Source organism: Lacticaseibacillus paracasei subsp. paracasei (genome assembly GCF_000829035.1).
Lineage (GTDB): Bacteria > Bacillota > Bacilli > Lactobacillales > Lactobacillaceae > Lacticaseibacillus > Lacticaseibacillus paracasei.
Genome location: NZ_AP012541.1, coordinates 2,525,713 through 2,543,274 on the forward strand (window position 1 = coordinate 2,525,713; position 17,562 = coordinate 2,543,274).

The 17,562-nt window shown below is 49.2% G+C and carries 19 protein-coding genes; all 19 read right to left on the bottom strand.

From position 1 onward, the window contains the following. Positions 1-2 precede the first annotated feature (2 nt). The 19 genes from LBPC_RS12375 to LBPC_RS12460 all read right to left on the bottom strand — a co-directional run bounded on the left by LBPC_RS12375 (position 3) and on the right by LBPC_RS12460 (position 17,542). A complete protein-coding gene (locus tag LBPC_RS12375) occupies positions 3-440 on the bottom strand; it encodes a hypothetical protein (RefSeq protein WP_225441058.1) in 438 nt (145 codons plus the stop codon). 2 nt (positions 441-442) lie between these two features. Continuing rightward, the gene (locus tag LBPC_RS12380) at positions 443-694 is read right to left on the bottom strand and encodes a hypothetical protein (RefSeq protein WP_016363418.1); all 252 of its coding nucleotides are present in this window, start codon (positions 692-694) and stop codon (positions 443-445) included. 407 nt (positions 695-1,101) lie between these two features. Continuing rightward, complete coding sequence (locus tag LBPC_RS12385) at positions 1,102-1,914, bottom strand: hypothetical protein (protein ID WP_003663060.1); 813 nt, start codon at positions 1,912-1,914, stop codon at positions 1,102-1,104. A 17-nt stretch (positions 1,915-1,931) separates the two neighbouring features. Further along, positions 1,932-2,558, bottom strand: a complete 627-nt coding sequence (locus tag LBPC_RS12390; RefSeq protein WP_003663058.1) for a hypothetical protein — start codon at positions 2,556-2,558, stop codon at positions 1,932-1,934. Between the two features lie 9 nt (positions 2,559-2,567). After that, positions 2,568-3,545 carry a CHAP domain-containing protein gene (locus LBPC_RS12395; RefSeq protein ID WP_003663056.1) on the bottom strand — a complete coding sequence of 326 codons (978 nt, stop codon included), beginning with the start codon at positions 3,543-3,545 and terminating at the stop codon, positions 2,568-2,570. Then, positions 3,545-5,458: an ATP-binding protein gene (locus LBPC_RS12400; protein ID WP_003663054.1), complete on the bottom strand. Its 1,914-nt coding sequence runs from the start codon at positions 5,456-5,458 to the stop codon at positions 3,545-3,547. The genes LBPC_RS12395 and LBPC_RS12400 overlap by 1 nt, the downstream gene beginning before the upstream one ends. Beyond that, positions 5,442-6,038, bottom strand: coding sequence for a hypothetical protein (locus LBPC_RS12405; protein WP_003663053.1), 597 nt, complete (start codon positions 6,036-6,038; stop codon positions 5,442-5,444). The genes LBPC_RS12400 and LBPC_RS12405 overlap by 17 nt, the downstream gene beginning before the upstream one ends. Further along, positions 6,025-6,360 carry a hypothetical protein gene (locus LBPC_RS12410; RefSeq protein ID WP_003663052.1) on the bottom strand — a complete coding sequence of 112 codons (336 nt, stop codon included), beginning with the start codon at positions 6,358-6,360 and terminating at the stop codon, positions 6,025-6,027. The genes LBPC_RS12405 and LBPC_RS12410 overlap by 14 nt, the downstream gene beginning before the upstream one ends. An 11-nt stretch (positions 6,361-6,371) precedes the next feature. Then, positions 6,372-8,771: a pLS20_p028 family conjugation system transmembrane protein gene (locus LBPC_RS12415; protein WP_225441061.1), complete on the bottom strand. Its 2,400-nt coding sequence runs from the start codon at positions 8,769-8,771 to the stop codon at positions 6,372-6,374. Positions 8,772-8,781: 10 nt separating this feature from the next. Next, positions 8,782-11,331 (bottom strand): VirD4-like conjugal transfer protein, CD1115 family, encoded by a 2,550-nt coding sequence (locus tag LBPC_RS12420; protein WP_003663049.1) that lies wholly within the window; start codon positions 11,329-11,331, stop codon positions 8,782-8,784. Positions 11,332-11,590: 259 nt separating this feature from the next. Continuing rightward, positions 11,591-11,674, bottom strand: coding sequence for a putative holin-like toxin (locus LBPC_RS17300; protein WP_225420736.1), 84 nt, complete (start codon positions 11,672-11,674; stop codon positions 11,591-11,593). Positions 11,675-11,820: 146 nt separating this feature from the next. After that, the gene (locus LBPC_RS12425) at positions 11,821-12,411 is read right to left on the bottom strand and encodes a hypothetical protein (protein WP_016363420.1); all 591 of its coding nucleotides are present in this window, start codon (positions 12,409-12,411) and stop codon (positions 11,821-11,823) included. 5 nt (positions 12,412-12,416) lie between these two features. After that, entirely contained in the window at positions 12,417-13,565 is a 1,149-nt protein-coding gene (locus LBPC_RS12430; RefSeq protein WP_003663046.1) for an ArdC-like ssDNA-binding domain-containing protein, read from the bottom strand. A gap of 2 nt (positions 13,566-13,567) precedes the next feature. Further along, positions 13,568-13,798, bottom strand: coding sequence for a hypothetical protein (locus LBPC_RS12435; RefSeq protein WP_003663044.1), 231 nt, complete (start codon positions 13,796-13,798; stop codon positions 13,568-13,570). A 9-nt stretch (positions 13,799-13,807) separates the two neighbouring features. After that, on the bottom strand, positions 13,808-14,278 hold the full coding sequence (locus LBPC_RS12440; RefSeq protein ID WP_003663042.1) for a single-stranded DNA-binding protein: 471 nt from the start codon (positions 14,276-14,278) through the stop codon (positions 13,808-13,810). A 65-nt stretch (positions 14,279-14,343) separates the two neighbouring features. Next, positions 14,344-15,792 (bottom strand): immunoglobulin-like domain-containing protein, encoded by a 1,449-nt coding sequence (locus tag LBPC_RS12445; protein ID WP_003663040.1) that lies wholly within the window; start codon positions 15,790-15,792, stop codon positions 14,344-14,346. Positions 15,793-15,797: 5 nt separating this feature from the next. Continuing rightward, positions 15,798-17,087 (bottom strand): hypothetical protein, encoded by a 1,290-nt coding sequence (locus LBPC_RS12450; protein WP_016363131.1) that lies wholly within the window; start codon positions 17,085-17,087, stop codon positions 15,798-15,800. Positions 17,088-17,103: 16 nt separating this feature from the next. Then, positions 17,104-17,322, bottom strand: a complete 219-nt coding sequence (locus LBPC_RS12455) for a hypothetical protein (RefSeq protein WP_003663037.1) — start codon at positions 17,320-17,322, stop codon at positions 17,104-17,106. Continuing rightward, a complete protein-coding gene (locus tag LBPC_RS12460; RefSeq protein WP_003663036.1) occupies positions 17,315-17,542 on the bottom strand; it encodes a hypothetical protein in 228 nt (75 codons plus the stop codon). The genes LBPC_RS12455 and LBPC_RS12460 overlap by 8 nt, the downstream gene beginning before the upstream one ends. Between the last annotated feature and the right edge of the window lie 20 nt (positions 17,543-17,562).

Sequence of the window (17,562 nt, forward strand, 5' to 3'; positions counted from 1 at the left end):
GATCACTCATCGCCCTTCATATGCTTGTACTTGTCGCTGTTACGGTAGACTTGTTGTGCCTTGATCTGGTCGGCAATCTTCTCGTCGGCGCGTATAATCGCATTGCTCTGTACGTCAGTCACTGGAAACTGTTCTTCCATGCCGTGCAAGACGAGAAAGCCATTCAACAACTCGCGGAACATCGCAACGGTGCGTTCAGTTGATCCAGTCCGCAAGCGGATTGGATCAATCAGCTGCTTGATCTCCGCCGCGACCTGCTGGGCTAAAGCTTGGTTTCCCAACAGCTTGGTTTGCATCTCTTGATGCTCGCGAAGTAATCCTTCGACGGCCTCACCTCGGTTCTTGCACTGATGGCTTACCATGTACTGATCGATATACTTCCAGCCATACTCACCAGACTCAGGTGAATCTAGATATAAGACTCGGCGTTCATGCAACATCATCACTCCCTTTCAATTCCCAATGACTCTAACAGTGCGTTGAGTACATCTGTATTGCACTGGATCACGACCTTGGACTGCTGCGCAAGTTCACTCAAGTCGTTCAGCTCGCCTTCCACATAATAGTCACGCGCATGCTGATGAATCAGCCGAGCTAGGTACTTGTTTCGCGTCATACCTTTTGCATCTGCCAACTGTTTAATGATGGCAGCATCCGCATCCGTCACACCCTTGATATGAATATCGACTACCAACCGAATCAACCTCCTTTGTTCAAATCGAGAAGTTCGCGATAACAAAAAACGGCCTTGAAGTTGCTAACTTCGAGGCCGAAAACTAAGTTCAAAACTAAGTGCAGGGTGAGCGCTATGATCCAAAAGGCCGGATCACAACACTCACCCTTCAAGTCCAAAATATCGGCAGGGGCCGAATTTTGGACTTTTAGAGGATGAGCATAAGGGAAAACCGAACCCAAATATGGGTTACACCGCAGTGCGGTGGGTTTTCCAAAGGGGTCACATTCGTGACCCAAGTGCCTAAGATTCAAGCTTTAGGGCGCAAGGAAAAATTTCCTTTGTGCCCAGTATTCATTGAGTTGTGCACCCACTTTCTTGGTTTGTGCCCTAAAATCGGCATTTTTGGCACCAACGATTTCGGGGGTTCAATCCAGCTTTTCGGTATAATTTGTTCGTGCCTGACGAGCACTAGCGATTGCTTTGCGAGTTTTTGCCGCCGTAGTTTGATGCTGCTTAATGGTAGATTCTGTTTGCGCGATCTTACTCTTAGTGTCAGATTTCTGAGACCCAGTTTGAAGATTCAACGACTGATTTTGCTTCGCTAAGGTCTTCTTGAGCGTGGCAATGTTGGCCTTGTTCTTGGCCACCTTGTGCTTCAGTGTCTGGATCTTTTTCGAGTAATATCTCACCATGTAGGCAAGATACTCTTGTTGAAGCTGATGCGTTGTTGGCCGCTTGTAAGAACCAGCGTCCTTTGCCTTTTGAACTAACAAGGCTTGGCTATTGGCCGCCTCCAAGCCGCTACCCGTTGTCTTCTTATCACCGATCACAACGTAGAGAAGAGCTTGCTTTTTGGGAACTTGTTTGACCGTCACGACATAATAGTCTGGACTCACTTGAGTCAAAGCTGACGACAGGATCTCGCCATTTTCGTGACCCCTGGTGCGAACCTTTGAACGAACCGTAGCCAGCGGATCAAGCTGATTGTCGCTAACATAAAAACCTAGACGGTACGTTTGATTACTGTAACGTTTAGCATTGGCATAGACGAAAGTGTTCTGTCCCATCACGAACGACTTGCCCATGGCAAGCCCCGACTCGTTGATGTTTTTAGGGAAGACAGCGAACAAAATTAGCGTCACGCCGATTGCCGCCAAGATCCAACCAAACAGTTTCTTGAAGCGTCTTTCTGCTTTATTACGATCTAAAATCTGGACATGTTTTTCTTCGACATCCACCAGTATTCCTCCTTCCTTTACTGATCGTTACCGGCCTGATCGGTAACTACGGTGAACATTTGACTATGGCTCACCAGCCCTCGATCAAAGCGTGCCAGTAGCACACTTGAGTATTGAGTGTGACTGCTATCGTATGAGTAAGAGTACGTCATGTGGACACTTACCAACGCATCCTTGCCGGCTCCGGGTTGGATCATCGCAGTAATGGTATTCCACTCGATCTCATAGGCCGTCGCCTTCGTCTGAGTCCCCGCAGTCGCGGTAGTCGGTGCCAGTTGATCGACTTGTTCTGGGGTCGCCACCTTCTTCAATGCAGCCCGTTTTGCGGATACGCTTGGCGAATAGTTCTGGAGAATTTTGGCGTACTGGATGGCAGTATTCTTGAGCTTCTGTTCACTTGACTTGTAAGAGGAGAGCTCGGCTTCGGCAGACTTTTGAGCTGCCTTGGCCGCTGATTCTGCGGCCAAGTTGTTACTCGGTACGGCCCGCTCTTTCTGCTTCACCACACGCGTTTTCATCACGACTCGTGGTGTTTGCTGTGCGACACGATACCAGCAACCACCCATCACAACCGCCAAAACGGTTACGAGAATGGCGTAGCTAACTAACGCGATCCGGCCTAAATTATCGATTCTAAAATTCACTTGATCACCTCATTTTTTGTGGATATAAACGTATGAAGAAACATTGCTGAGAGTCTGATAGTTCGGCCCAGTTGATGACGGAAAACCTGTACCACCTTGAGAAATTTTGATGGTGCCAGCGCTACGGTTGTATGCTTCCACGTAGGCGACGTGCCCATACTGTGGATCAGCTCGCCATGTGCCAACCATCTGCCCAGCCGCAAAAACGACGATCGTGCCAGCCGCCGGAGTTCGGTTCACGGTGAAGCCCGCGGCCGCGGCCGACGTGCCCCATTGACAACCATTGCCCCAGCCGTTGCCGGCCCATCCACTACGCGCTTTGGCGAACCAAGTGCATTGACCCTTGGGGTAAGTGTTACCAGCAGTGTTGAGTTTATATTGACCGGTTAGCTCCGATTGGTCGATGCCAGACAAATCAATTTTGCCAGGCACCGACTTAAATCGTGGCGATCCTTGAGGTCCTGAGTGCAGCCACTCCATTTTTCTGACGCCCAAGATTGTTGTCCAGCCGATCGACGATTTCCAATCAGAGTTGTTGAAAAAGGCAAGCAGCTGATCCAGGGCATTAAGCCGGTTGGTGTGCCCTTCCAGGGCGTAGTATGCAAACGTTCCTGCCGTATATTGCAACACGCCCGCGGCCTCATTCCCTCCGGAATTCATGTCTTGAACTTGCTGAATAACGGCAGCGTTACCACCTGATTCATTTTGGATAACAGCTTCTAGGTTCTTGATAAACTCATCGCTGGGATCCGCATTCATCGCAGTTGCGGCAATTTTTATCAGCTGTGGATCGTATTCACCGTTGGTGGCAACATCGCTGCTATCGGTACTCGATTGACTAAGAAACATCGACAAAATGCCAACCGTAAAGACCGTCACCAGCAATAGCCCCACTGCCGTCATGATTGCCGGCAGACCAGTCCATGCGACAAAACGGCGAACTAAAAGGGCGTTCTTCATAGTCTGCTTTTCATGATGTGAATCCATCAAGCACCACCTTCAAACGTCCTCAATTCTTCGTCTGTGACTTGGAAATTCATGTGCAGCTTATCGGTGCCGATCAACAAGTACGCCTCGCCTTTTCCGAAGTCAGGCAAGCTAGCGAAGTCCTGTTCCGTCATCATATTACCGAACAGTGACCGGAGGATCCCCGGATCTTCTTTGGTCTTGATCGTCGAAACATCGTGCTTCATTAGCACCTTATACTGGCAGAGCGAGTACAACTGATTCAGTGCGTTGACCGCCTTAACCATACCCTTATCGGACACATTGGCACCGCTTGGAAACATCCGCTCCAAGCGCTGCGTGGCCAAGACAATCGACCCAAACATCTTGCGGTCTTCAGACATTAATTTGACAAAGAAATCAGCGACAAAAGACTTGTCCGTATTCAAGATAGTGTGGCATTCGTCAATGATCATCAACCAGTGCTGCACATCGATCAGGCCTTTTTCACGCGCGTCGTAGGCTTTCTTTTGAGCGCGGCCCAGGCGCATACAATTGTTATACGAGTCGATGATTGCGTTATAAATCTGTAAGTCTTGGATGGAATCTTGCATCGCGTCGATTGTGCTCAGTTGATACGAAACCACTTGTAAATCGCTCAAGTCTGGGAAGCTTGAATATCCGTCAAAGAGATCACCAAAGGTTGACTTCAGTTGGCCTAGAGACAACAAAATCGACTCATAATAACGTGTCATTTCTGGATAGAGACCCTTGGTGGAGGCATCCTGAATGAACGGCACAATGTCTGAAAGTGTCGGGTACTCCGTGGCTGCCAATGCCGTCACCGGTGGCCGGTCTGGATCAAGATAGTGATGCTGCTTGTAGTATCGATCGCACAACTGTGAAAAGGCATTGGCTGTGCGTTCATCGGCGTCTCGATCTAACAACCGATACTTAATCGCCAAGCCCCCAATGTGGGCCCGATACGATGCAATGACATCCGGATCAGAGGTCTTTTCGTCATATTGGGTTGGGTAGACCTGAAACATATTGATGATGCCGTCAGATCCATCAAGGTTGATCACCGTGCCTTTGAACTTCCGCACCAGCGTCGCAAACTCACCCGTTCGATCAAATACCCGCACCAGGTCGCCGCGAATGGCGCGCTCCCATAGGATCTTTTTGAGGCTAGTGGACTTGCCACTTCCCAAGTCTCCTGAGAGAAATGTGTTGTAGTACGTCCGCGTATTGGTAACGCGAAACATGTCCCAATAGACCGTCCCGCCAGTTGGCGTATAACCGAAGTACGAGCCATACGGATCACTCAAGGAGGTTTGATTATGCGCGTAGCCCAGTCCCATGACCTGCCCGCTTAACGGTAAACCTGTGCGTCCGCTAGGTAAGCGCGACTGTTCGACAATCGGCAAGAACATCGACTTGTATTCGTCCGCGTTCTCGTCCAAAAAGACCGTCGCGCCATAGCCATCAGTCGCTAAATCCGAGATCACATCGTTGACTTTTCGGTTCAGGTGATCCACAGAATCCGCGTAGAGGTAGATGCGCATGCTGACCTGCTTGATTACTTCACCCTGTTTATTGAGTTCAACGGATAACTGCCGCAGTGGTAACAATTCTTGGTCGATCAGGTCACTTTCCGTTGTCGAATAGGCGCGGTGTCGTTGGATCTCAAGTTCGGAAATTGAGCTTGAGATTTGCTTGGCATAGTTGATCTTGGGATTTGTGTAATAGTCCACCACCGCTGTTGCGCCGTGAACTGCCGTCAGCTTTTTGAGCCAAAAATCACTGAAGGTATCGGGGATCTCATAGACATGCACACAGGCCATAAAGACGCTACCCAACCGCACGAGGTACTCGCTCTTGGTATCCAGTCCGCCCGCTGGTTGGATCTGATAAATAAACCCGTCGTCAATCACCTTGCTATTGTTCTTCTTCACTGGTTTCCACCCCCGGATTATTCATCAACCGATACATCAACTGCTTTTCGGAAATCGTCGTCGGTTGAAAGCCATAGACCGCGCCCTTCGCCTTAGCGTCTTCAATATTGGCCTCAAGCTGTTTTGGCGTCGTGCCAAACAACATAATCCAACTGGATAACTTGCGATAGTGCTGTTCAAGATATTGCAGGTTGTAAAGCTCCTTTTCTAATTGCTCAACCCGAAATGGATCGGTAGTTGTCTTGATCAAGTGGCGGAAATATTGTTGCTGCACGTCGTTGTTTTCTGGGAAGTTCAAGAAAATCTCTTTGACCGAATGCGTGTACTGCCGCATAAACCGCCATGAGCCGTTCTCGATTGCATCAGCTTCCTGCAGAGTCATTCGATCCAAGTCATGCTTTTCAGGCTTCATGACGTCTGCGTAGTAAGTGGATAGTCCACTCTTGAGAATGATGTAACCCTGCTTGCTGATGCCAATGATCGGCAAGATTGCAGTAATCTTGCCACGCTGCTTGCGTTCTTCAGTCTTCGTCCGCTGATCACGTTCCTTGCGTCGATCAAGCGCATTAAATCCGGCCATGGCGAGCACCTTCTTTCTCCTCATGGAATTGGTAGATTGGCCGTTGGATCGCGTGATAAGTCCGACGCGATTTACGGACAATCTGCATCAATACCTGGTAATTTTTCTTGTCATAAACACTAGATGGCGACAGCATCAGATAAGTGATTGCCGCTGTTTCAATCGGCGCGAGTGCTTGAAGAAACGGTGAAACAAAGCGAGTGAATAGCAGCCAAGAGATCCCCGCTGCTACCAAGATCACGATAAAGTCTGCGATCGTGAGATTCTTCGAATACTGTGCCTTCATCATCATCTTTTTGGAAAATTGGATATTGTGATACATTTAATTGCCTCCTATTTCAGATTTTTGCCTTGACGTAAGCTCTGACCAGTTGTTTGGCCAACGCGATAGGCCCGCCGCACTGCCGTAACGGTCGGTGACTTGGCTAAGGACTGATGCGCCCCGATATTGACGTCAGTCAGTTTATTAGTAATCATCCTGCCAATTATTTGGTTAGCCGTCGTATTGAATTGATGTTGTGCGTCTAACGCAGCATGTTGATCATTCAAAATCGCCGTTTTTCCGGCCTGAACTGCACTAGCTGTTGCACGCGGCATGGATTGTGTGGAAACATGTGGGACCTCGTAACTAGTAGCGGTGTGCCCTCCACCAAGCGCCTGTGACCGCTGTTGAGTCGGTTGCGATTGAGCGCCACCCAGGCTTGGTTGCGTTGCTGTACCTGACATCGCGGGTTGACTCCCTTGAGGTGTACCAGCGGGACCGACGGAAACAGCTTCACCACTGCTCATATCTGGCACAGCGTGTGTAAGACTTGTTCCATAGCCGAGCGCTTGTCGTGCGGCTGATGTACCTAACGATGGCGCTGATCCAGCGTTCGTGCCAAGCTGGGACACTTGGCCAACTTGGGCCGGTTGAAGCTTGCTACCAACTAAATTCTTAGCAGCCTGCGGCATTTCTGGCGCCGCAACATCAGGCGCAGAGTAATCTTGTCCGTTACCAAGTCCAACATCGGTATTGGCATCGTCTTGTTGCAGCTGGGGTGCTGTAACATCACCGCTAGTCGGATTGGCCGTAGTACCCAATCCACCCAAGGAGCTAGCGCTACCTGTCCCGATGTCCGCTTGTGCTGGCAAATCAGGTGCAGCTACGGCTGGTTCTTCAGTACCGTTACCGTTGGTTGCCCCAACACCAAGCGCACCCTCACTAGCTTCTAAACCGGCGTTAGCGGGATTATTACCGTTGTCAGCAGTAGCCAAAATTGGTGCTGCCTGATCCTTGTCGCTAACATTTGGCTGCGCCGTGGCTGTTGAAGCAGTGCTCGTTGGGGCGCCGCTGGTCTGAGTAGCTGTAGTCGGACCGTTAGTAGCCTGCTTTTGGTCTGATCCTTCAGCTTTTGTTGGATTAAGTTCTGGCTTTTTATTCGATGCAGCAGTCGGTGCCACGCCACCAAGCTTGTCACCTGGCAGTTCAGGTTTTTTAGTTAGGCCATTGCCAAAGCCAGCCAGTGCTGACGCACCAACGATTCCCTTACCGGCTAGCCCCTTAGCAACACCACCGAGCTTCTTGGTTGCATCCAAAGCAGACTTGGTCGTATTACCAGCACCGCGCGCTAGCAACATAACGTTGGTCATGGTTTGTGCCATCGAAGACAACCCGGCATCGATACCGAAGACTGATTGGATGATATTCGGACCATCGAGCACGAATAAGAAGGCGCCGATCATCGCAAAGACGCGCGCGACACCGCCAACGCCAGCCTGTGTGATAAAGCTCAAAAACTGTGCATAGAACTGTAGAATCACACACAGTAGAAATGCGACCACAAACGAATCGCGGAGCTTTGCAATTATCTGGCGGTTACGTTTTCCCGAGTCAAAGTCGGTGAGCGCAGCGCCCTGAGCTAATAACCCAATGAAGTTGATTTCCATAATGATCTTGACCAGTTTGAAAATAACGATCGCTACCGTGATCAAATATAATAGAAGGTTCGCGGCTAGGATCCACGGATGCCAGGAGTACCGATAGTAGTTATCATCGATCTTGAAAGCCCCTTGCATGTTATGCAACTCCCACTTACCGTCCGCGTTCATCGACAACTGCTTAGACAGAATCTTAGTCCCATCATCGCTAGCCTTAGAGCCGCCAAACCAGCCACCCGTATCGACTTTTTCGTTAATGCTCAGCAGTTTGATGTCTTCCATATTTTTGATCTGATTAGTGGTTCTGGGGAGCTTAGCCTTACCGCCACTCGTCTTCCAACCGGCCTTATCCAGCATATAAACGTCAGTGATATTACCTTGATAGATTGAAACTGCCGATGGCGTATTCACCATGGCCTGTTCCGCGCCGGCAGTAATCAGCTTCGTCCCTTGGGCCATGAGAAACGTCAGTCCAAAGAACAATAGCACCGCCACCAAAAAGTTATTGCCTTTCTCGTGATAATCCACGCGCTTATTGTGCATCATCATCAGGCCTGCCCAGAGCAGTCCAATCGTGGCTAAAGCCCAGATAACAGGATCATACGTCTTGAGGAATCTTTGAAATGGTGCATAGCCCCAGAAGTCTAGTAACTTGTACATGTATGCAAAGATACTAGAAAGTCCATTGACGACTGTGGTGAGGCCATAGATGATCATGTATCCGATCCATCTCAACCCGTCAGAGACAAAGTTAGTGACGTGCAGGTAGTCTGCATAGGCTCTTAGGACTGCGATAATTTGTGAATCACTCAATTAATTTCACCTACAGTTCTTCTTCCTTGATCTGAAACAGAGGCTTCAGTTGTCGATACGCTTCCGGCAATAGCTCCCGGTTCTTGATCAAAAAGACCTTCATCTCGCCAACTGTCTCATATGACATAAAAACCATTTGCCGATCAATCGGCATGTGGTGCTCCACAATGCTGTGTAGCATCTCAAGCTGGCCCTTCGTGAAGGCTGCTTCGATTGATCGGAGATCCTCGTTAATTTCACTCGTGACATTGGGGTTCACAGTACTACGCTCCTTTCCTTTTGATGCAGATTTAAAGCCTGCAAACGGGTCTATAATTGTCTTTTTATGCGGTGCAGCCTTCACAGCATCGATGTTGCGAGTGCCATCAGACTGCTGTGTGACTTTAAGTTCCAAATTTTCGGATGTATGGACATAAAACTCCTTAGGTTCTGCTTCTTTTTTTGTTGGTTTCTTTGGATTCTTCGCCCCTTCGACTTCTGGCGCCAAGCCGAATTCCTCACGATTGATGACAAGCTCACTTAAATCAAGATCCGCATGAATTGAGCGCTTATTGTCATTCAACTGTTCAAACGTCTGCGGATGGTTGAAACGATCACCAAGGTACTCATAGGCAAACGGCATGCCATAGCCTTTGGTAGAGTCCGCAAATACGGGCCACGCCGTGACGTCTTGGCCTTTAAGATCCTGACGCTGTTTGGCACGGATCAAGACCCATTCACCCTTGCGCATCTGGCGCAGTTCTTCAGCAGTCATTAAGTCTCGCGCCTGCTCGCTTTCGCCGTATGATTTATCCAGGCTCAACGGATCGCCATGCCGCGACGGCGCGATGATAGTCTTCTTGCCTAGTAGAGACGCAAAATACTCAGGATCATGCTTACCTTCAGGAAGGATACATAGCTTATTTCCACAGGCATCAAGGATTGCTTCGGCACCACGTTCGCCGTACTTGTCTTGCAGTTGCGGAATCGATTGAAAGACCAGGTCATACAAGATGCCCCGTTGCAACCCGACGTTCATTGATCGCGATAGGCCATAAATCGCTGGAATATTGGACACTTCTTCATAAAGGTTCAGCACTCGCCGCGGCAAAGCCGAATCTTTAGACATTGTGGCCAACTTCGACAGGACATAAGAAATCTGCGACAGGAATGTAGAGACGATCATATAATTGGAGTCATCATAGTCTGGATAGCAGATAAACAAAGCAATCGGCTTCTCGCCGGTCGCCAGTTGGGCAATATCCATATCACTGTGCGACGTCAATCTAGCGATCGAGTTCAGAGTGAAGTTCTTCAACTTCGCCATGGCGCCAGTATAAATCCCAGAACGAGTAATCCCTTGAGAGAAGGTAATCGTGCCATATTGCAACTTGGCGGGATCATTGATCGCCAGGCTACTGAAGAATTCATCTAGCGCTGTCGTCCCATTCTCATCCGGATTCGTTCCCAGTTCATTGAGCATGACGGAGACTGTATACATCGTGACACGCTGCGGCGTATCAGCTTGATAACAGACTCGACACACTGCAAGGATCAAGGCATTACACAGTGCAATCGATGCCTCCTCCCACATCGGATCTGAATGATTCTGGTCGTTATGAAAAATCGAATAACTCAAGGTGTTGCACAGGCGCTGAGCCTCATCATAATCTTGTTTCCAGTAAGCGATTTTGACCAATTCTAGTGGGTTGTAACCCATCGAATACTCTGGCGTGATCAGATTTAGGATCTTCACGTCCCAGCCATGACGCTCAAACTCAGCTTTCGTGTTCTTGACCATATCCGCCTTCAGATCGGTTACGATCACCGATTCTTTGATCATTGCGCGCATGATCAAATCCAACTTAGGATAAGTGAAAGCTTGAGTCTTCCCTGATTGCGTCCCCGCGACTGCCGCGGTGTTGGTCTTGTTACGATCAACCAGGTCATACCCATGCTCAGGTTGGGAATCTCGGTTATTTTCAACGAGTTCAACACCTTCGCGCTGCTTACGTGCGGCAATCGCATCAAACCCGATTGCTGCTTGCGCAGGATTCATGGTGTACGTCTTTGGAATCGTCAAAGACAACGCATCGGCCTGATCCAGAGGGATATGCAGTTGCGGTGTCCCCGGATACCCTTCATACAAATTATCGTCAAGCGGAATCGCCACACTTTCTGTCGCTAGTTCTTCCGGTTCTGCAAAGCGTGCGGTCCCCATTGATCCAGTGTTGATGTCACGGTAGGCGATCCGCATCTGATAAAGTTTCATCGGCACTTTCCACAGCCAAAACAACAACGCTATCGCCAAAGGGATCAACAAAAGCGTCGGCGTCGTCAGTGGCACAAATAGACATTTCAGGCTGAATACTTGCCGCCAAGGAAAGTGCATCAACTGCGCGTTGTCGATATTCTTAGGCCCTGCCTTAATCAGGTTATGTGCCATCGTTCCGAAATAATAGATGACGTGAGTCACCAGGTTGGCGAACATGTATATGGCTAAGAAGCTGAGTACACCAACAGTCGCAATCATCTTAGGATCGGCAAGAATTTTCTTCCATTGTTTAAATGGCGTATTCATCGAACCAATCACCTCTTTTTAATTAATTTCACGAAAAAAGCAGCCAGACAAAGGGACTGTCTGACTGCTCAAGAAAAGTTCTAACTCAAAACCGTGGATAGATATTGCCGCACTGATCGTGAGTGCGCTATAATGTAGCTGTAGTAAAACACCGACGACACTTATTCAGCGCCGCCGGTGTAGGCAAGGCCGGATCTCTCCGGTGGCCAGCTAAATCAAGTTACTTTTCAATAACCGTCATCGCCGGGAAGCAGGACGGTTATTTTTTGTTGTCGTTTTTCATGATTTCCACGATTAACACCGCAAAGGCGATCATCAAGGAAAGCGTCTGATAGACACTCATGCTTGCTCCTTTCAGAGCAATGACTACAACAAAGGCTCATAGGCATCACTCCCTTCTTTCGAAAGCAGCTAGCCACCGTCCGGCCTTTCCTCACCAAAATACATTCTACCAGAATTTCTAGCGCACATATACTGCATTGATAACTTCTACCGGCGTTGAGTCTTCTTAAGACGAATGCGATGCCAGGCGTCCTGCGCGTCCGCAATCCCTTCTTGGATACCAAACACCAGCATTGTGACTGTTGCAACGGCAATAATCAAGCTTAGCCAGCCATTCAGCCCCGGCATGATTCGCTGTAGAAGACCGCCACCAACGTAACTGCCAATCAGGTACAATGCGAGATTCGTAACGCTGAGCTTCAGCATGACGCTGATTAGATCGACGAAGGCCGTGCCGGCGGCCAGCAGTGCGATCGTCGCAATCACTTGATATGGCTGGCCAACTGGCAATTCTCCCATCTGATTCGATGCGATCCAGATGGCTGCGACCAGGAGAATAAAGACACATACTAACTGAGTCACCTTATGGATCTTATTGTGGCGCCGATTGTATGCTGCCACGCGTGCGTCACACGATTGATTGTCATCGTAAGTAATAACGACCGTGTGCACCAGATTCCCCGCTGAGACCAGTCCTAAGACGTCCATACCTGCGGACTCAAGTTCATATAATGTATCACTGACCCGATCACTCAAGGTGCCCGCAGAAAGCGCAGTAACAGTCTTTATGGCTTTCATCAGAATCACCGTCCCATCGTCGCTTGAACGGATTGTTTAACCTTTACAGGTTTGCTTTCCCGCTGGATTGGCTGTGCCTGCTCTGGCCCTTGGCTTTGTTCTTGGTGTTGATCCTGAGACTTTTCCATAGATGCCGAAACGTCATTGATGATGGCGTGAGCGCCACGCTGAATATCATTCATGATAGCGGCCTGCTGTTGTTCGGACGCGCCATCAACCGCCGTGAACTGCTCGGTCCAACCAGCAATATACGGTTTTGCTCTTTCAAAGGTGTTGATCCCCATGGACTTGCAGACAACATAGCTGGTCATCTCCGCTTGCAACTCTTTGATCCCGCGATAGGTTTCGCCCAGTACATCGTGAGTATCCCAGAATTTTGACACGTCTTTACTCTCAGAGTTATGCAGCCGAACATGAGCAATCTCGTGAACCAGTGTTGCCGCGTACTCCTCCTTGCCCAGCCCCTGCTTTATAAAAATCTCGACAGGTTGGCCATCTGGTGTGCTGATTGCGGCACCTTTGGCTGCACCAAGCTTGCCAGTGACCGTTGGAAAGCGGGTCGTCGTCGAGTTTGTTACTGGCGCGCCAAGTTGACTGGCTTCGTCACGCAATGCCGCAATCAGTCGATTAATGGCTTCTGGATGTTCGTCGGGAAACTCGAAAGGCCGATTGGGAAAAATCTTGGGGTAGTCCGCTGCTTTGGCGTTGGTCTGAGTAATGTCAAAAACGCTACCCAAGCTGAAGTACGTCCCTGATTGCGTCGGCACACTGGGATCCTTGGCGGCCACCTTTGCTTTCGTACCCGCACTAAGCTTGGAGTATGACATAAAGGCTTTAGCTTCATCATCCAAATACCGTTTGTACGACACTGGCACCAAAATCTTGAGACCATGCTCACCACGTTTGACGTGTAGCCCTTTATCCGACCATGTCTTGTATGGCGCGACGTATAAGGCATCTTCATACTGTGAGCGGATCAAAGCAGTATTGCGGACCGAGTAGTTGTATTGGGTGGCCATAAAGTTCAGAAACTCTAAGCGATCCTTGGGCGACATCGAATCCATCCGAATCTGCGGAATGGCATTGGTCATCAAATCCTTGATCTCTTTTTGCAATTCCTCTGGACTTTTCTTGGGATATTTCTTTTGAGCCATAGCTAGACCTCCTTCCGGAAAAATTCTGACTTCGTCAGCACTGGCGTAAAGTCTTCATCCGACTCATCATCAGCGACAGTTTGTTGCAACCGATCATCAGCGTCATCAAGCATGGCTTGTAGCTCACCCGCGCGTTCACGAGTTACTACGGCAATCACACGATCTCCGGTCGCACAGTCCATGCCGGTGATTTGCGGTCCAATCACCGACTCCAAAATAATCAAGTCTTCCATAACTACCTCCTAGCCCCGTGACTGATACGGATCATCGTAGGGAGACCGTCCGAAGCTTGGATCTGGCACTGGTGGCTGCTGAGCTTGTGTTTCTTGGCGTGATTGGGCACTACGTTGTTGCGCCTGACGAGGAACAGGCTCTTCATCTGCACCATCCGCCAAGATGTAGTAATCAAACGCTTGAATCCGATAGCTGGTGCGTGCGTTGCCATCATCCGTTTGGTAAGAATTGGACGACCAGCAGCCGTTGATCAAAACAACGGTGCCTTGGCCTAAATGACCATTGTTGATTTCTTCAAGGAACTGTTCGGCTAAACCTCCTGAAATTTGCACTGGCGCTGAGTCCGTATGGATGTTGCCGTCATTGTAGTGACGCGTATTCTGCATATAAATCTGCACATACTTACGATTTTTGCTTTCGCTGACTTTCGCTTGTGAGACGACGGTGCCCATGAACGAAATCGTATTTTGCATCTGCATAATGTACTTTTCCTCCTAATGAAAACAGCGCCTCATTAGGGACGCTGCTTAATCGTAAATTCATATCACTTCATAGCGGCTGAAGAAATCGCCGTAGAGCCTGAGTCAACCGCCGAAGCGGAAGACTCAGACCCTTTGGCGGGATCACGGGGCGTTGGGGTATCTGAGGTTTGCACGGTAACGGTGGTGCTTGCGGTCGTCTGTTGCCCGAATTTGTCGGTAACAGTGTAGGTAAGCCTGTACGGGCCTGGAGTATTGGAGTCAACACCACCGACAAGCGTAATGCTGACGTCGCCATACTTGCTACTTGCCGAAACGTCATGAACCTGTACAGGTTCACCCAACTTGACTGTAGACGGGATCTTACTAACATCTAACGTTGGCTTATCGGCATACACGGTGACCTCCCGCTTGACTATTGCAGTCGCGCCGTTGCTGTCTGCAATTTGGTAGGCCAAGTCATGGATGCCGGGCTTTGACGTATCGACGCTGCCACTGACGGCCACTCGATCTGAAAGGTCGCCATCTTGAAAGTCCCGTGCCAAAACGCCGCTCATCGCATTAAACGTGGTGCCAACTTCGACCGACGTCTTAGCATGAGTCACGTCAAGCACTGGTGCGTCATTATAGATCACCGCTTCGCGCTTGACGGTAGTCGTGTGGCCTGCACTATCAGTAACTGAGTAGTTGACCCAATAGGTCCCAGGGGTGTTCGAGTCAACGCCTGAAGTATCGACGTGAACATCATTGATCAAATTTCCATCTTCAACGTCACGCGCAAACACACCACTAAGATAATTGATACTACCTTGATGGGCATGGAACTTCATTGATCCCAAAGCCAAGATCACGGGAGCATAATCTACTTTAACCGGTGTCGTTTGGACGGAGTTGCCACCGGTATCTGAGCCACCAGTATTTGTGCCGGTAGTTTCTGAGCCGGTGGTCGTTCCCCCATCACCTGGTAATACAGTTGTATTGTCTAAGTTTGACTGATCGTCAGCGGTATTTCTGGTGACATTATCAAGCGGTGTCAAAATAGCGTCATTAGTTTTAGCATCAGCAACCGTCGTCTTATCGGCACTCTTTTCTCCCTTATCGTCATCATCTTCGGCTAAAGCCTTCGCCGCCAAGGCGACAAACTCCTTAGTAGTATCTGAGGTAACCGCGTTGGCCACCGCGCCAACTGGGTTGATGATAGCTTTTAAAATTTCATCGGCAACACTCGTCTCACTGTCGCCACCCAACAGAGAGTCCACTAGGTCGTCCGCAGGCTTCGACTGCTTTTCTTGCTTGGAAGACCTGGTCGCCGAGTCGATCAATGAGTCAGGTGAACTTTTCTTTTTCGTGTGCTTCTTGATCGGCACTTGGATCTTATCCGAGGTCGAACTGCTTTGATTGCTGGCAATATTGTACGCAAACACCCCGCCACCACCTAGCACGATCGCCGAGAACAATAAGATTAGCGGCCACTTACGCCGCTTCTTTTTATTCTCCTGTTGTTCAGGTTCCATTCATATCACTCTCCTAATGTTTGTAACTGATGTGTAAACGCCTGGACATTTGCGGCTGCGCTCTTGCGTTCAGCGGTAGATTTCTTCTTGTCGTTGGCGTCACGTTGATACTTTTCGATTGCTTGCTGATAAATACGGCCGGTGTCGATGGCTTTCTCCAAAGTCTGATTATTCAGCGTCTTGTTGAGTGCCGTGGCCTCATCGAAACGCGCTGCGTGGACATATGCCAGTGCAATCGCCAATGTAAGCTTGGAACTATTCAAATCCGCATTCAAAACAGCGGCTTGATCCAACTGATTCGTTTTCACGTAAGCGATGGCTAGCATCGTCTTTCGCAAAGTCGTCATCTCCGCTTGAGTGGACAGACCAACGACTTGAGAATACTTGGCCCGTTTGAAGGCCAGATCGAACTTGCCCTCATCTGATGGATAGACCGCAACGAACTGCTTCAAGGTCTTTTCACTACCAACAGACGCCAGTTTGCTCTCAACCTCAGCTCGCTTCTTCGGATATGCTTTGGCAGCGGCCAAGTATTGCTTCTTGGCAATTAACTCTGAGTAGGTCGGCGGTTGATTTGCGCTATTCAGCGCACTATGACCCACCAAAAAAAGGGTGAAACAAGCTGCCAGTACACCCAAAACCATGAAACACCGTCGGATGACCATTGCGCTTGGTCGCCAGTTGCGCTCACTGGGTACATGTTGTGGCTTTGCATCGCTTGGGTCCGGTTTGATGACGGCTGGTGCTTTTGTAGGAGCTGGGTCTATGAAATCCTCGACTATCTTTCGTACACTCGGAGCTTCCGGCTCAACCGTTTCCGGATCAGGTTCCACAAAATACTCCTGAGAGTCTTGTTTTTGGGTTGAGTGATTGTCAGACCGTGTTGGTGCACTCGTAGGCTCCTCAGGATGCATTTCTTGATCCGCTGATGTGATATCGGTTGCCAGCTGAGCCTTATTTTCGGTTTGTAGCTGTTGACCAAGTCGATCTAAGAACGTTTTCTTTTCAGCAACCGGATAATCAGCAAAAAGATCTGACGAAAGTGTGTGTTGAACCACAGCAATCAAGTTGTTGATATAGGAAAGATGCTTCCCAAATTCAAGCTGATCAACAAAGACACTTTCGCCATCATCACCATGAATCACCATCACAATCGACTCACTGAGTTGATGATCGACCGCATACTGTTCAGCCTCATTGAGCAAGCGCTGGGCAACGTTAAGCGAGTACCGATGCGACTTAGACTTCAGCACTCGGCGTAGCTTACGTGCGCCTTGGAAACTAACAGAAAGCACGGTACTCACCTTCCTTTTAAGCCGCTTTCAGCCAGGATACGATGGCCGCAGCTGCGATCGTGATCAGCAAGCCAATCGCAACGTTTTTCAAACCATCGCGGGCTTGTTCAACTTTTTGCGGATTCTTCTCCATGTGCGCCATGCCATAGATACCCAACTTGACGGTTGCATAAAGCCCAGAGATTGTCCCAATCGCAGTAATAATGTATTGCAGAATCATAGTAACTTTACTCATGGTTGCCCCCTTCCCCTGCGTTGCTACTCCCATTCAAAGAGTTGGCAGCAAGTGGGTTCTTTGCTACTTGTCCTAATGCTTTCACGATGGTTTCCGTGTTTTCATCAATGACTGCTTGATACTGGTCATATAACCACTGATCCGGATCAACGCCATTGAGTTTTAAGACCGTCGTCGCAAGCTTCCGCGTCCGACTCAGATCACTTTTGTTAACTGCCATAGCTACCTCCTATTTTGGCT